Origin of the sequence: Paraburkholderia bengalensis, from assembly GCF_037126505.1 — a bacterium.
GTDB classification, from domain to species: domain Bacteria; phylum Pseudomonadota; class Gammaproteobacteria; order Burkholderiales; family Burkholderiaceae; genus Paraburkholderia; species Paraburkholderia bengalensis.
In genome coordinates, this window is sequence record NZ_JACFYJ010000143.1 from 1 (window position 1) to 15,948 (window position 15,948).

Annotated in this window: 12 protein-coding genes and 1 tRNA gene; 4 read left to right on the forward strand and 9 right to left on the reverse strand. The window is 64.1% G+C overall.

Annotated features, from left to right (window positions below; translation table 11 throughout):
- The 3 genes from H3V53_RS39830 to fliT form a co-directional block, all read left to right on the forward strand.
- Positions 1-121 (forward strand): flagellin (locus H3V53_RS39830; RefSeq protein ID WP_336602522.1); only part of this gene is annotated, 121 nt, incomplete at its 5' end.
- A 162-nt stretch (positions 122-283) separates the two neighbouring features.
- Positions 284-1,729 (forward strand): flagellar filament capping protein FliD, encoded by a 1,446-nt coding sequence (gene fliD, locus H3V53_RS39835; RefSeq protein ID WP_336602511.1) that lies wholly within the window; start codon positions 284-286, stop codon positions 1,727-1,729.
- 34 nt (positions 1,730-1,763) lie between these two features.
- Positions 1,764-2,057, forward strand: coding sequence for a flagellar protein FliT (fliT, locus tag H3V53_RS39840; RefSeq protein ID WP_336602512.1), 294 nt, complete (start codon positions 1,764-1,766; stop codon positions 2,055-2,057).
- Between the two features lie 187 nt (positions 2,058-2,244).
- Here fliT and H3V53_RS39845 read toward each other — a convergent pair whose 3' ends face one another.
- The 9 genes from H3V53_RS39845 to H3V53_RS39885 all read right to left on the reverse strand — a co-directional run bounded on the left by H3V53_RS39845 (position 2,245) and on the right by H3V53_RS39885 (position 14,988).
- Positions 2,245-4,698, reverse strand: a complete 2,454-nt coding sequence (locus H3V53_RS39845) for a tetratricopeptide repeat protein (protein WP_336602513.1) — start codon at positions 4,696-4,698, stop codon at positions 2,245-2,247.
- A 43-nt stretch (positions 4,699-4,741) separates the two neighbouring features.
- Positions 4,742-7,114: a tetratricopeptide repeat protein gene (locus tag H3V53_RS39850; RefSeq protein WP_473766674.1), complete on the reverse strand. Its 2,373-nt coding sequence runs from the start codon at positions 7,112-7,114 to the stop codon at positions 4,742-4,744.
- A gap of 22 nt (positions 7,115-7,136) precedes the next feature.
- Positions 7,137-8,342 (reverse strand): class I SAM-dependent methyltransferase, encoded by a 1,206-nt coding sequence (locus H3V53_RS39855; protein WP_336602515.1) that lies wholly within the window; start codon positions 8,340-8,342, stop codon positions 7,137-7,139.
- A complete protein-coding gene (locus H3V53_RS39860) occupies positions 8,339-9,280 on the reverse strand; it encodes a UDP-glucuronic acid decarboxylase family protein (RefSeq protein ID WP_336602516.1) in 942 nt (313 codons plus the stop codon). The genes H3V53_RS39855 and H3V53_RS39860 overlap by 4 nt, the downstream gene beginning before the upstream one ends.
- Positions 9,277-11,148, reverse strand: coding sequence for an O-linked N-acetylglucosamine transferase, SPINDLY family protein (locus H3V53_RS39865; protein WP_336602517.1), 1,872 nt, complete (start codon positions 11,146-11,148; stop codon positions 9,277-9,279). Before H3V53_RS39865 ends, H3V53_RS39860 begins: the two co-directional genes overlap by 4 nt.
- Entirely contained in the window at positions 11,145-13,247 is a 2,103-nt protein-coding gene (locus tag H3V53_RS39870; RefSeq protein WP_336602518.1) for an O-linked N-acetylglucosamine transferase, SPINDLY family protein, read from the reverse strand. The genes H3V53_RS39865 and H3V53_RS39870 overlap by 4 nt, the downstream gene beginning before the upstream one ends.
- Positions 13,248-13,301: 54 nt before the next feature.
- Positions 13,302-13,991 (reverse strand): glycosyltransferase family 2 protein, encoded by a 690-nt coding sequence (locus H3V53_RS39875; RefSeq protein WP_336602519.1) that lies wholly within the window; start codon positions 13,989-13,991, stop codon positions 13,302-13,304.
- Positions 13,992-14,293: 302 nt separating this feature from the next.
- A complete protein-coding gene (locus tag H3V53_RS39880) occupies positions 14,294-14,770 on the reverse strand; it encodes a GNAT family N-acetyltransferase (RefSeq protein ID WP_336602520.1) in 477 nt (158 codons plus the stop codon).
- 142 nt (positions 14,771-14,912) lie between these two features.
- Positions 14,913-14,988: transfer RNA gene (locus tag H3V53_RS39885), tRNA-Arg, on the reverse strand.
- Between the two features lie 364 nt (positions 14,989-15,352).
- On the opposite strand from H3V53_RS39885, the gene H3V53_RS39890 reads away from it, so the two are divergent.
- On the forward strand, positions 15,353-15,948 hold a 596-nt coding region (locus H3V53_RS39890), incomplete at its 3' end, for a c-type cytochrome (protein WP_336602521.1).

Consider the following 15,948-nt stretch of genomic DNA (forward strand, 5'->3'; position numbering starts at 1 on the left):
CGCAGACTTCGCGACGGAAACGGCGAACCTGTCGAAGGCTCAGGTTCTGCAACAAGCGGGTATCTCGGTTCTGGCACAAGCGAACTCGATGCCGCAGCAAGTTCTGAAGCTCCTCCAGTAAGACTGAGGACGCGCGGCGCGCCGTACGGCGCCGCTCCGGAAGCCGCGGCTCGCTCCCGGCTTTCGCACGTAACAGAGAAGCATGGTTGGGAGGTTCGCCTCCCATCATGCATTTGAGCGCCGAGATCAAACTGCCTTCCGCTTCGCCAATCGGAGTACCCGCATGACCACAACGTCGACCGCGACCTCATCAAGCGACATCACCTCCCTGCTACAACAGGCGGCACAGTCCATTATCAGTGGCTCGACCAAGTCGACCCTCGATGTTGACTCGCTGGTGTCGGCGCTCGTAACGGCGAAAACGGCGGCTCAATCGTCGCAAATCGCGAACAAGCAGAACTCGGACAATGCCGAACTGTCTGCAATCGGCAAGATCAAATCGGCGCTCTCGTCGCTGCAGACGGCGCTGAGCGGCCTGTCGGACGGCACGGCGCTCAACCAGCTCGCCGTCGCCGTCACGGGCGCGGGCGGCGCCACGACCACGGGCGTCACGGCAACGGCCACGCCCGGCAAGGGCGCCGTGGCCGGCAACTACACGCTGTCCGTGACCAACATCGCGACGGCGAACAAGATTTCGTCGCAGGCTTACGCAACGAATGCGAGCCTCGGCACTGGCACGCTGACCATCGGCGTCGGCACGGGCAGCATGCAGATCAATGTGTCGTCGACCGATACGCTGTCGAGCATCGCCAACTCGATCAACACGTCGGGCAGCAATCCGGGCGTGTCGGCATCCGTCATCACGGCAGCCGATGGCCAGCACCTCGTGCTGACTTCGACGAAGACGGGCCAGGCCAATACCGTCACGGTGACGGCGGGCGCCGGCGTCGACGCCGGCCTGAACACGGCGGCTTTCACGCAGGTCACGCCGGGCAAGGACGCAGCGTTCTCGATCGACGGCAACAACATCACCAGCGCATCCAACGTGATCACGAGCGCGCTGACCGGCGTCTCGATCGACCTGTCCGGCGCCAGCGCACTCAGCACGCAAACCATCTCGATCACCAACGACACGACAGCTTCGACCAAGGCGATCAACAACTTCGTCACCGCGTATAACGCGTATATTTCGACGGAAACGAGCCTCACGTGGGACCCGACGCAGGCAACGGGTTCGCAGGCAGGTCCCCTGCTCGGCGACTCGATGACGAACACGATCACCAACGGCCTTGGCGGCCTGGTCGCAAACGGCATCAATGTCGGCGGAAAGACGATCAGCCTTTCGTCGATCGGCATCAACCTGAATCACGACGGTACGCTCTCCGTCGACTCCGACGCACTGCAGACGGCCCTGACCACGAATAGCACGGCTGTGTCGGCAGCGTTCAACACGACGAACGGCATCGGCCAGGCGCTGAACGCCTTCATCACCACGTACACGCAGACGAGCGGCACGATCGACCAGCGCACGGCCGCACTGAACAAGGACCTAAGCAATCTGTCGGATCAGGCGACCCAGCTCACGAACTATCAGAGCACGCTGACCACGCAGTACAACGCGCAGTTCACCGCGCTGGACACGCTGATGTCGCAGATGGCGAACAACACGCAGTACCTGAACCAGTTGTTCGGCGGCGGCGGCGTGTCGGGCACGTTGAACAGCAAGTAACACACGTCCCGCCGATCCTCAGCAAGGAACTCATATGCACGATTCCCTGGCCCGCGCCCTCGACCTGACCCGCGCTCTCGAAGACGCGGTTTCGCAGCAGGACTGGCTGCGCGCGTCGGCTATCGTCGATGAGCGTTCGCCGCTTCTGATGACGCTCGAGCCGCAGCAAACCCCGGAAGCGCTCGAAAAGATCCGCACGATTCAGCGGATGGACGCGGCCATCACGCTGCAGACGCGCAGCGGCATGGAGCGGCTGAGCCAGCAGCATGGCGAAGCGCTGCAGCGCATCAAGTCGGTGAGCCTGTATCACCGCACGGGCATGCTCTGAATCGGCAAGACATCACGTTCTGAAAGACACCGCGCGACGCAACGAACAACAACAGCGCGGATTCGAAAAGCTGCAGCAATGCAGCTTTTTTTTTTCGTCTTGCCGCGCACCACGCGGCTTTCCGCCGCCATGAAAAAAGCTCGCGTCATGCAACGCGAGCCTTTTGCTTGAACCAGGTGTTCGTGTGTCAACCTTGCGCCACACCCTCTTCGTACGCCTGCCACATCCCGTCGAGCGCCCGTTCGAAGTTGCGCGCGAAGCGCTTCGCGTCGCACAGCGGCGACGCGAGCAGACGCTCGCGCAGTCGCCCGCGCAGCGAGGCGAGCGCATCGGCGTCGGCCGTCACTTCGCGCACCTTGTCGATATAGCTCGCTTCGTCGACGCAGATCCAGTCACCGAAGCCCGCTGCGTGCAACACGCTCTCGCAGATATGGCCGAGAAACCGCTGCCCCTTCATCGCGACGACGGGCACGCCCATCCATAGCGCTTCCGCCGTCGTAGTGCCGCCGGGATAGGGGAACGGGCTAAGCACGATGTCGATGCGATTGAACACGGCGAGATATTCCTTGCGCGGCGAGCCGCCTTCCAGCAGCAGGCGCGAAGCGTCGATGCCGCGCGCGGCGAAGCGCGCGGCCGTGGCCTCGACGGCAAGCCCGCGATCGAGTTCATGCGCCTTTACGAGCAGACGCGAATCCGGCACCGCGCGCAGCACCTTTACCCACAGATCGATCACTTCGTCCGTCATCTTCGCGAGCTTGCCCAGATAACCGAACGTGACGATGCCGTCTCGCCGCATGGGCAACTCGCCCACGTTCAGATCGTGCTCGGGCGGCGTGAAGCACAGATAGCCGTCAGGCATGCGCCACGGCTTCTCGATGAAGTGATGCTCTTCTTCAGGCGGCAGCACGTAGCGGTCGCCGAACACGTAATCGATTTCCTTGACGCCTGTCGACGCGAAGAAGCCCAGCCACGTCACCTGGACGGGCGCCGGCTTGCTGGCGAACACAGGCAGCCGGTTGAATGCCGTATGCCCGGACATGTCGAACAGAATATCGATGTTGTCGTTGAATATCACCTGCGCAGCGGTTTCGCGCGGCAGGGCCGTCAGCGGCCTCCACTCGCCGAATAGCCGTTTCAGTCGCGCCGTGGTGTCGTCTTCGACGTCGCTCGTCGGATAGGCGATCAGTTCGACGCGCGAGCGATCCAGATGCTGCAGCACGCTTTCCGTAAAGATGCCGACGGGATGCACGCGCAAATCACCGGAGACGAAGCCGACGCGCAACGGCCGCGTGCCGCGCGGCGCACGCGCATGCTCGAAGCGCTTCGTGCCGGACGCAACCCGTTCGCCGTACCGGATTGCATCGGCGAGATATTCGTCGACGGTTTGCAGCGCCGTGCTGGCGAGACAAAAGAGCAACGCCGTGTGAGCCGTATCAGAATCGGGAGATCTCGCGATCGCGCTGCGATAACAGCGCACCGCGCCTTCAAGATCGCCGAGCGCGCGCAGCACGTCGCCGAGATTGACATGCAGGATCGCGGAGCCATCCTTCAGTTCGAGCGCCTTGCGCGCATGGGCGAGCGCCGCTTCGGCGCGCATCGTCTTGAGATACGCGATGGCCAGATTGTGATGCACCTCACTCTCGTCTGCGTCGAGTTCGAGCGAGCGCTGATAGTTCTCGATGGCTTCTTCATAGCGGAACAGGCCGAACCATGCGTTGCCGAGCGCGCCGTACGCCTGCGCGAGCGACATCTGCGGGTCAGCAGCGGGACCGCCCGGCGTCGAGGCTTGCGGCCCGAGCCTGCCCGTGTGCCGCTCGATCACCTCTTTGGCCAGCTCCATTGCGATCGTGTAGTGCCGCGCCGCGTTTTCGCGGTCGCCGAGATCGCGCAGCGTGTTGCCGAGATTGTTGTGCACGCCCGGCTTGCGCGGGTCCAGTTCGATAGCGCGCCGCAGGCTCGCCGCCGCGCCGACGAGATCGCAGCGCGCAATCAGCAGCACACCCAGACTGTTGTGCATCAACGCGCGATTCGGATCGCACTCGATTGCGCGGCGATAGCTGTGGATTGCCTCCTCGAAACGGCCCTGCTCCATCAACGCATTGCCGAGGTTGTTGTGCGCTTCGGCGTAGTCGGCGCGACACGCAATCGCCTTTTCGTAGCTGCGCGCCGCGCTTTCGAGGTCACCCGTATCTTTCAGCGCGTTGCCAAGGTTGTTATAGGCCTCGGCGTAATTGGGCCGCAATTCGATGGCCTGCGTGCAGCTGTGCATCGACGCTTCCGGTTGACGGTCCTCGCGCAGCGCGTTGCCCAGGTTGTTGTGCGCTTCGGCATACCCGGCATTGAGCGCGACGGCCTGACGATACGCGTCGATCGCCTGCTTCAGCTCGCCGTGTTCGCGCAGCGCGTTGCCGAGGTTGTTGAAGTAGATCGCATTCGGATGAAGGGCAATCGACTCGCGCATCAGCGTGATGCCCGCATCGTACTGGCGGATCTGGCAGGCGAGCAAACCGAGAAAATGCAGGGCGTCCGGATGACGCGGATTGGCGTGAAGAATCTGGTCGTAGATTGCCTTCGCTTCGCCGAGCCGTCCCGCCTGATGATGCGCCAGTGCTGTGTTCAGAATGATCGAATGATCCTGCATGTCGTGTCCGTTCTATCAATGCGCGTACCGATACCGCGTCGTCTCAGGCGCCACCGGATGCGACGTGTTCCGCCCACATGCCTTCGAACGCTTCCTTCAGGTTGCTCGCGTAACGCCGCGCATCGCACAGCGGCGATGTCAGAACATGGCCCCGAAGCCTCGCGCGCAGCGCCGCGAGCGGCTCGCGTTGCGCGGCGAATGCGACGGCCTTGTCCACGTAGCCGGATTCGTCCGCCGCGATCCATTCGGGCAGGCCGCCCGCATGCAACAGGCTTTCGCAGATATGCGTGACAAAGCGGTCGCCCTTGAGCGCGAGCACGGGCGCGCCCATCCACAGCGCTTCCGCAGTCGTCGTTCCGCCTGGGTACGGAAACGGGCTCAGCACGATATCGACGCGGTTATACGCGGCGAGATACGCTTCGCGCGGCGAGCCGCCTTCGAGAATCAGACGCGACGCGTCGATGTCATGACGCGCAAACCGCTCGATCATGGTGCGGCGCGCGTGCTGTGCGTCGAGTTCATGCGCTTTCAGCATCAGCTTCGCGTCGGGCACGGCGTGCAGAATTCGCGACCACACGCCGATGACATGCGGCGTCACCTTCACGAGCTTGCCGAAGTAGCCGAAGGTCGGATGCCCGTTGGCAAGCGCCGGCAACGGTCCGACTTCGACGCGGACGTCCGGCGGCGTAAAGCACAAATAGCTGTCGGGCAGGCGCCACAACCGTTCGAGGTAGTGCGACGCTTCTTCGACCGGCGTCACGAAGCGGTCGCCGAGCACATAGTCCATCTGCGGCAGACCTGTCGTGCCGAAGTAGCCGAGCCAGCTGACCTGCAGCGGCGCCGGCTTCCAGGCGAACACGGGCAGGCGGTTGTGCACGGTGTGGCCCGACAGGTCGACGAGAATATCGATCGCGTCTTCGCGAATCAGATGTGCCGCCTGCGCGTCGCCGAGACCGGCGATGCTTCGCCAGGCGGCGAAGCGCGGCTTCAGCCTGGCCGTGATGTCGTCTTCGCGCGTCTGCGTCGGATACGCGACCAGTTCGAAGCTGCCGTCCGCGAAATGCTGCATCACGGACTCGAGGAAGATGCCGACGGGATGCAGCATCAGATCGCCCGACACGAAGCCGATGCGCAACGGACGTCCATCGATATAACGGCGCGCATGCGGGATGCGCTGCGCGCGCGTCGTCATGCGCTGGCCGAACTCGCGCGCGGCGGCGAGCGTGACGAGCGGCGAAGTCGGCGCGTGGGTCGCGAGATCGAAGAGCAGCCGGTTGTGCGCGAGTTCGAGTTCGGGGTCGAGCGCGATGCCTTGACGATAGGCTTCTATTGCGCCGTCGGCGTCGTTGGCGAGACTCAGCGCGTCGCCGAGGTTGATGCGCGCGACGGCCGATGCCGGATCGAGCGCGACGGCGCGCCGGGCGCTCACGATCGCTTCGTCGGCGCGCCTGAGCTTGAGCAGCGCGACAGCCTGCCGGTGATGCACGCTCGCGTTGCCGGGAGACAGATCGGCGGCTGCGCGATAGCACAGCACGGCCGCTTCGATCTTGCCGCACTCCTGATAGACGTCGCCGAGTTCGGCGTAACCGGATGCGTCGTTCGGCTGGCGCGCGATGGCCGCCGTCAGACATTGCTCCGCCTCGTCGAAGCGCCGCTGCTCGCGCAACAGTTGAGCGAGCTTGCGCTGCCGCGCGGCGTCGGCGGGATCGAGCTGCACGGCGTGCCGCAGGCTTTCGATTGCGCTCGCGATATCGCCGCTCGCCTGCAAAACCGCGCTCAGGCTTTCGTGCGTCGCGAGATGACGCGGCACGAGCGCGAGCGTGCGGCGAAACGCGTCGGCCGATTCATGGAGCCTGCCGCGCGCCGCCTCGACATGCCCCAGGTTGCTCAACGCTTCGGCGTAGTCCGCGCGAATCGACACGGCCTTGCGGTACGCGAGCGTGGCGCTCTCCAGATCGCCCAGCGCCTTCAGCGCGTTACCGAGATTGTTGTGTGCTTCGGCGTAGTCCGGCAGAAGCGCGATAGCCTGCTCGCAGCTTTCCTTCGCGGCTCGCGCATCGCCGGCTTCGCGCAGCGCGTTGCCGAGATTGCTGTGCGCTTGCGCGTAATCCGGTTTGAGCTGGGTGGCGCGGCGGTATGCCTCGATCGCTTCGGACCGCAAGCCGGCCTCCCGCAGCGCGTTCGCCAGGTTGTTGTAGTAGACGGCATTCGGATTAGCCGCGATCGATGCCCGCATCAGCGCGAGTCCGTGGTCGGCGCGCCCCGTCTGACACGCAAGCATGCCGGAAAAATGCAGTGCATCGCATTGTCCGGGCGCGGCGTGAAGAATCGCGTCGTACAACGCCTGCGCGTGCTGAAGCCGACCGGCCTGATGATGGTCGAGCGCGGCAGTCAGCTGTTGCGCGATGTCGTGCATGTCCATGGCGGCGCACTTGTACTCAATAGGGATGCGCTTGCGCGAAGAAGTCGATCAGCGCGCCGTTGTGCTCGATCATCACCTGCCGCGCCGCGATGCCTTCGCGCGACATTTCGGCGATGATGTCCCGCGCGCGCCATTGCGTCGGAATGACGATCACGTCGACATCCGATGCTTTCAGCACGTCGCGGTATTCGATGCGCTGTCCCGTGCCCGGCACGAACGTGCCGACCTTGCCCGGGTCGGAATCGACCACGAGGGGAAAGCGCTGTGCATCAGCGCCGTAATGATGAATGAATGCTGCCGCCTTGCCGGTGCCGCCCCAGATCGCCACGCGACGGCCCGATTCGCTCAGCTGCGACAGCTGTTGCGCGATCGTTTCGCGGCTCGTCAACGTGCGCGACGCGAACTGGGCCGCAGCCTTTGCGCGCGCGCGAAGCGGCGCGGGCACGGTGAGCTTCACCAGCGCGTAGATCACCTCGCCGTCGTAGCCGTGCGCCAGCGCCACGATCTCGCCCGCGCGCGACATCAGCGTGCGGAACGATTCAGTCGTGAAATGCGACACGTGTTCGTAGAAGAAATCGGCGAGACGATGCGTCTCGAACACGCGGTCGATGCAGGGCACCTCGGCGAACAGCCAGCCATCGCGGCCCGTCGACATCGCGCCCCAGGCTAGCGCTTCGAGCAGTTGCGCAGGCTCCGTCAGATGTTCGAGTACGTGCCGGATCACGACGGCGTCCGGTTTGAACGCGGGCATGTCGGCGAGCGGTTCGAAGAGGCGCGGATGAAACTCGACGCCGTGTCCCGTTTCTGGAGCTGCATTCGGATCGAAGCCGACGAAGCGTCCGCCCGGCCGCGACTGCGCGAGTCCGCGCACGAAGTGACCTTCGCCGCAACCAATCTCGACGACATGCGGTGCGTCTGGCAAATGATCAAGCAGCAGGTCGCGCGTTTGCGCGAGATACCCCTTCCAGATCGCGCCGTTGTTGAACATCCGGTTCGGATTGCGTTCGTACGGAATCGCCGCGTATTCGAAGCGGCAGTTCCACACATGCGTGCAGGCCGGACATTGCACGAAATCCTGCGGGTGGCGCGGCAGTTCCCTGGCGGCTTCGGCCGATGCCGGCCACGCGAGCGTCGCAAGCGTCTGCTCGCCCGCGGGGAAGAAGCGCGCGGCCACCGAGCCGGAACAGACGGGGCACTTCGCCTCGATGAGATCGACGGTCATGACTTCACCCACTTTCGGAAATACGCGATGGTTTCTTTCAGGCCGTCTTCGAGCGCGACGCCGGGCGTCCAGTCGAGCTGCTGGCGCGCCTTGGCGATGTCGGGGCGTCGCTGCACCGGATCATCCGAAGGCAGCGGCCGATACTCGATGCGGCTGCGCGAGCCCGTCAGGCGCAATACCGTCTCGGCGAGTTCGCCGATCGTGATTTCGCCCGGATTGCCGAGATTGACGGGACCGACTTCGACGTCCTGATCCATCAGCCGCATCAGGCCATCGACGAGATCGTCGACATAGCAGAACGAGCGTGTCTGGCTGCCGTTGCCGTAGATCGTGATCGGGTCGCCGTTCAGCGCCTGCATGATGAAGTTCGACACGACGCGTCCGTCGTCGGGCCGCATGCGCGGTCCGTACGTGTTGAAGATGCGCGCGACGCGAATGTCGACGCCGTGCTGCCGGTGATAGTCGAAGAACAACGTTTCGGCGCAGCGCTTGCCTTCGTCGTAGCATGCACGCGGACCATTCGGATTGACATTGCCCCAGTACGTTTCTGGCTGCGGATGCTGCTGCGCGTCGCCATAGACTTCGCTCGTCGACGCCTGCAGGATGCGCGCCTTGCAGCGCTTGGCGAGCCCGAGCATGTTGATCGCGCCGAGCACCGCCGTCTTCACGGTCGAAACGGGATCACTCTGGTAATGCGTCGGGCTGGCAGGACAGGCCATGTTGAACACGCGATCCGCCTCGACGTAGAGCGGCAGCCACACATCGTGGCGGATCAGCTCGAAGTTCACCTTGCCGATCAGGTGATGAATGGTCTGTTTGCTGCCCGTGTGAAAATTGTCGACGCACATCACGTCGTGGCCAGCTGCCACGAGCCGGTCACACAGATGCGAGCCGAGAAACCCCGCGCCGCCCGTGACGAGTACCGACTGCTCGCTCACAGCGCCGCCTGCGCGGCGTGCGCAACGTGCTGCTCCCACATCTGATGCAGCGACGCTTCGAGATTGCGGGCAAAGCGCGGCGCATCGCACAGCGGCGAAGCCAGCAGTTGCGCGCGCAGGCCGCTGCGTAGCGCCGACAGCAATTCGCGATCCGCGGCGAAAGCGACGGCTTTGTCGACGTACGCGGCATCGTCGCCGGCGATCCAGTCAGCAAGGCCGACGTTATGGCACATCGTTTCCGCGATATGCGTGACGAAGCGCTCGCCGCGACGGCACAGCACCGGCACGCCCATCCAGTATGCTTCGGCCGTCGTCGTGCCGCCGCCATACGGGAACGGGCTCAGCATCAGGTCGACGCGGCGATAGGCGGCGAGATATTCGCTGCGCTCAGAGCGGCCTTCCATGATCAGCCGCGACGCGGGCACGCCGGCCACGGCAAAGCGCTTGATAAACGCGTCCCGCACGTGTTCGTGATCGAGTTGCCCCGACTTCAGCAGCAGAACCGAGCCAGGCACGGCCTGCAGCACTTTCGACCACACGTCCACCACCGCGTCCGTCACCTTCGTCACGTTGCCGAAGTAGCCGAACGTCGTGCGGCCCGTCGAATGCATCGGCAGCGTGCCCGTCGGAATGGATGCCGTGGGCGGCGTGAAGCACAGATAGCTGTCGGGCAGGCGCCACGCCTTCTCGACGAAATGCGCTTCTTCGGCCTCAGGCAGCACGTGCGGATCGCCGAGGATGTAATCGATCGCGCGCACGCCCGTGCTCGCAAAATAGCCCGGCCAGCTCACCTGCACGGGTGCCGGCTTCCACGCGAACACACCCAGGCGGTTGTACGTGCTGTGACCCGATGCGTCGATCAATACGTGGATGCCGTCGCTGCGGATGTGCTGCGCGGCCTGCGCATCGCTCATGCCCGCGAGACTGGTCCACGCGACAAAACGCGGCTTGATGCGGGCTGTCAACGCGTCTTCATGCTCCCGTGTCGGGTAAGCGATGATCTCGACGCGCGAGGGGTCGAGATTGTGCAGCACGCTTTCAATGAAATAGCCGATGGGGTGCTGCTTCAGGTCGCCCGACACGATGCCGACGCGCAGCGGGCGGCTCGCGCGCGGACTCTCCTCGACGAGCCACGAATCGAACGGTGTGGCGCGTGCGCTAACGGCCTCGCCGAACTGGCGGGCTTCTTCGAGGTAGGCGCCGGGGGAAACCGGCTCGCGGTAGTTCAGCGCGAACAGCAGGTTGCTGCGCGGTTCGTCGAAATCGGGCCGCAGCGTGGTCGCGGTGCGCCATGCTTCGATGGCGGCGTCGAGTTCGTCGAGTTCGAGCAGCGTGTTGGCGAGATTGTTGTAGGCCTGCGCATGATCCGGCTTCAGATTGATCACCTGGCAAAACGATTCGACGGCCGCGTGATGATCTTTCAACGCGCGCTGAGCGATGCCCAGGTTGTTATACGCGTCGATATATCCGGCGTTGAGCGCGATGGCCTGGCGGAAGCATTCGGCCGCCGCAGCGGGCCGGTTGTTGGCCTGCATCACGTTGCCGAGGTTGTAGTAGTAGAACGCCTGCGGATTACGCGTGATCGCCGCCATGATCAGCTCGGAGGCCGTATGGTACTGACCGAACTCATGCGCGATCAGCCCGAGCAGATGCATTGCGTCCGCGTGGTTCGGATCGCTGGCGAGAATCTCGCGATACAGCGCTTCGGCTTCGTCGAAGCGCTCCGCCCCGTGATGCTCGACAGCCGCTTGCAGTTTGCGTGCGGTGGCTTCGGCGGCATTGGCTTCGACCGCATTGGCGCGTTCGGCGAGATTCGGCGTCGGAATGCGTTGCCACGAACCGTTGTGTAGTTGAGTTTCGTCGTTCATGCGAAATTGCGCCCGGTTCGATCCGGGGCGTCCTCTAATGATGTTGAGTCCGCGATGCCGCTCCGGCGATCGCGCGCGTGGTCGTGTGAGGCCGCTGCATGGAGAGCCCACATGTTCTGGAATGCGTCTTCGAGGTGACGCGCGAAAAGCGGTGCATCGCACAAGGGCGATGCGGCCAGCCGGTCCCGCAACGTCGCCCTGAGCCCGGCGAGTTGCGCCATCGACGCGCTGAAATACACGGCTTTCGCGACGTAGTCTTCGTCGTCGCGTGCAATCCATTCGGACAGTCCGACGGTGTTCAGGATGCTTTCGCCGACGTGCGACAGAAAGCGATCGCCGCGCCGCGTGAGCACAGGCACGCCCATCCACAGCGCTTCCACGGATGTCGTGCCGCCCGTGTAAGGGAACGGATCGAGCGCGATGTCGATGCGGTTGTAGGATGCGAGCAGTTCGGCGCGCGGCGACTGGCCTTCGAGCATCAGTTGCTCACGGGCGACGCCGTGTGCGCCGAAGCGTTCGAGCGTCGCGGTTCGCACGGACGGATCGTCGAGTTGCTTCGTCTTCAGCAGAAGCCGTGCATTGGGCACGGCATGCAACACGCGCGACCACAACGCGATCACCGCATCGTTAAGCTTCACGAGATGATTGAAGCAGCCAAACGTGATTGCGCCGCGTTCGAGCGCGGGCAAAGGTCCCGCTTCGATCGCTTCGTCGGGCGGCGTGAAGCACAGATAGGCATGCGGCAGGCGCCAGGGCGTTTCGACGAAATGCGCGGCTTCGTCGGCGGGCAAGACATGGCGATCGGCGATGACATAGTCGATCGCCGCAATGCCTGTCGTCGCAAAGTAGCCCAGCCACGTTGCCTGAATGGGCGCGGGCTTGCGCGCGAACACCGCGAGCCGGTTGTGGTTTGTGTGTCCCGACAGATCGACCAGGATGTCGATGCCGTCGACGTGGATGCGGCGCGCGCAGGCGTCGTCGTCTAGTCGCGACACGTCGTACCAGGCGGTGAAGCACGACTTGAGCCGCTGCGTCAGCGAATCCTCGCGCAAGCGCGACACGTATGCGACCAGTTCGAGCCGCGCGGGATCGAGGTGCCGCAGCACACTTTCCAGAAAGAAGCCGACGGGATGCGAGTGAAGATCGCCGGAAACGAAGCCGACGCGCAGGCGCCTCGCCGCGCCCGCGGTGGGCCGCACGTGTTCGTACGGACCCGCCTTTGCCGCCTGGTGCGCGCCGAATGCGCGAGCCTCCTCCAGCTGCTCCGTTTGTGAAACGCGGGGGTGCGTGTTCAGCAGCAACAGCAGGTTGCTGTTTGCTTCCGCGTAGCCTGGATCGAGCGAGACGGCCTGGCGGTAGCTCGCGATCGCCTCGTCGAGCCGGCCCTGATCGCGCAGCACGCTGCCCAGGTTGTTGTGCAGGAACGCGACGTTCGGCTGCAGCATCAACGCCCGGCGATAGCAGGGCTCGGCATCGGCGGGACGGCCGTACTTCACGAGGATGTTGCCAACGTTGTTGTGAGCCTGCGCGTGGTTCGGATTCAGCTCCAGTGCCTTCATGTAATGACGCAGCGCGGCGTCGTCCGTGCCAAGATCGAAGAACGCGTTGCCCAGATTGACCCAGCCTTCCGCATACGAGGGCTTAAGCTGCACTGCCGTGTCGCAGCTGTCGATAGCGGACATCGGGTCACCCGCTTCGCGCTGTACGTAGCCGAGATTGCTGTACGCCTCGGCGTAGTCGGGCGCGAGCGCGATGGCGTGCTGGTACGCGTCGATCGCGCCGCGCAGATCTCGCCCGCGCGCGCGCATGTTGCCGAGGTTGTTGTAGTAGATCGCGTTCGGATAGAGCTGGAGTGATTTCTCGATCAGATCGATGCCCGCCGGCAAATCACCGACGTCGCACGCGAGCACCCCGAGAAAGTGCATCGCGTCGGCATGATGGCCGTCGTGCTGAAGGATGCGCTTGTAGAGCGCGGCGGCTTCGCTCGCGCGGCCCGATTGATGATGCACGAATGCCGCCTGCAAGAGCGAGGCGAAGTCCGCAGGCGCCGACGCGACGTCGCTGCTTGCATGCTGTTCGGGGTCACCTGTTGCTGACATCGGTATTCAGATGGGTTGCACCGCGTGGTCGGGAAAGCAAAGCGCCGTTGCGCGTCACAGGCCTCCGTATTTGCGCGTGTAGCGCTCGTAGCCCGCGTGCCACGATGTCGTATTGAACGCGCCGGCGCTCTCGTGCACGACGCTCAGTGGCCAGGTGCCCATGCGCAGCCCGCGCGCTTCCGCCTGACGGCAAAAATCGACGTCGTAGAAATGGAATTCGAACTGCTCGTCAAAGGTCAGGCCGGTCCGGATCAGCCGTTCACTGTCGGCTGCGAGCAGCAGGCCATCGAGCAGCTTGCATTCGAGTCCGGGCGGTCCGTAGATCGACATGTTTTCGCACGGAAAGCCTTTGCCGTGGCCCACGACGCCGCTCAGATACTGAACATCGTCGCGCGTGAAGCTGGCGTCCTTGAAGAACCACGACGGCTGGCCCGGCAAGCGGCGCGTATTGCCCGCCAGCCCGACGATGTCAAAGCGCGAAACCGCCTCGCGGACGCGATCCATCCAGTAGAAGTCGCACAGATGCAGGTCGTCGTGCAGGAACACGAGGATGGCGGGGTTGTCGCGAGCTTGCTCGATGGCGTAGTTGTAGATCGACGAAAGGCCTGCCCGGTTATTGTCGAAGAGCATCAGTTGCGGCGGGCTCTCGTGACGAAACAGCGAAAGCGAGCGCCCCAGCGCGGTGGCGCGCGAGAAGTCGTCGTACGAAGACCGCGTGCCGCAAACCAGTCGAATAGGCTTCATGAGAGCGAAAGACGGAAAAGACAGTTATCGGTCCTCTCGCGGGCAAGCCGATCGACCAGGGGCGCATGCGCCGTCCGCGCCCGCCGTGATCCGTCGAACATCGGCGCGCGCGCCTGCGCGACCTGCCGTGCGCAACCGTGACGCTATTCTGGCGGGACGTCCAGGTTTCCGATCCGTGGATTTAATGCGCTTTGTGGCCGCTATTCAGCGTACTGTGGACGCTTGGCGGAAGATGCAGCGACGGCCGCAGAAGGCGATCGGCAAGGAAAGCAGGTTGACGCGCCGCTGCGCGAGGCGGCTTTTCAGATATCGCGCCGGTAGCGGTTGTATTCGTCGTCGCCCGATTCGAGCACAAATCCGCACGCAACGAAGCATTTCATGCTGGCCGTATTGGTGGTGCGGATGGTGGCGATCAGCGACTGGATGTCGGCATGGTCATGCAGGAAGGATTCAAGTCCGCCGCGCAGGATCGTGGCGCCGAAGCCCTTGCCACGCAAGGCCGGATTCAGGATCAGGCTCGCTTCGGCCAAACCCCGGTCGCGCCGGTCGAAGCGCACGAGGCCGCCGCGTACGCCCTCATGTAGCGCGACGTAAAGAAAGCGATCGGGGTTCTGCAGTGAAGCGCAGAACCACGCTACGTGGCTCTGGAATGAAAAAAGCGCGGTATTGGCCGACATCGCGCGCGTCGCGACATCGTTTTCCCATTCGAAGACGGCCTCGCAATCGCTTTCGTTCGCTGGCCGGCAGATGAACGTGATGGGCGTCGGGCTGGATGTCATGGGCTTGCGTGGGCGTTTGCCGTGCGGACGGAAGGTGCTGCGAAAGCGAACGCGGAAGACGGAACAGCGGGAAAGGAAACCGGATAAGAAGCTGAACAGCAGTAGTAACTGCTCTGCTGGATCCATGAGAATCAAAGCTTCCTGGCGCGCCCGGCTGGGATCGAACCAGCAACCCCTGCCTTCGGAGGGCAGTACTCTATCCATTGAGCTACGGGCGCATTCTGCAAAGAATCGGCAAAAGCGCTGCAAAATCACGAGGTTGATGCGATAAGCGGCGCCAAAGCGAGACCGAGAGCATAACCGGTTTCGTGCTGCCCGTCCACCGCAAGCCTGTCGCCAGGACACCAGTGCGCGCCGTCGCCGGGAAATGCGCTGCAAGTCTTTCCCGAATTCGCGCGCCATCGAGCAAAATCTCCCTTCCAGCGACGCAAACTCTCCGCGTAAACGCCTACTGAAGAGCCCGGGAGCCCGCTCGCCGACCGCGAAACCTTCCGTCTATAATCGTCCGTGGCTTATCAGGAACAAGGCTGTTGCCGTCGCGCTGTACCGCTCACCACAATACCCACGGGAGACGAGACAAGCATGAGCGAAGCACCACACGGAGCCCCGATCAAGACCCCCGGACAGCTGATCGCCGCAGTCATCGCCGGCTTTGCTGTCCCCATCGTCATCATCATTCTGCTCGCCTATTACGTCGACAACTCGACCCGCACGGGCGCGGGCACCGACGGTCTGTCCGACGCCGCAGTCGACGCGCGCACGGCACCGTTGGCACAGGTCGAAATCCGCGATGCCAATGCGCCGCGCGTCTACAAAACGGGGGAGGAAGTCTATAAGGCCGTCTGCTCGGCCTGCCACGCGGCGGGCACGGCGGGCGCGCCGAAGTTCACCAACACGGCCGACTGGGCGCCGCGCATTGCCCAAGGTTTCGACACGCTCTGGCACACCGCGCTGACGGGCAAAGGCGCCATGCCCGCGCGCGGCGGCACGAGCCCCGACGACTACAGCGATTACGAAATTGGCCGCGCCGTTGCCTACATGGCGAACAACGCGGGCGCGAAATTCGAAGATCCGCCAAAGCCCGTGCCGGGCCAGCCGGCTGCAGCGCCGGGCGGCGCTTCGGGTACCGAGGCAGCATCGGCCGCGGCGGGTGCATCGGGCGCCGCAGGGGCGGCCGC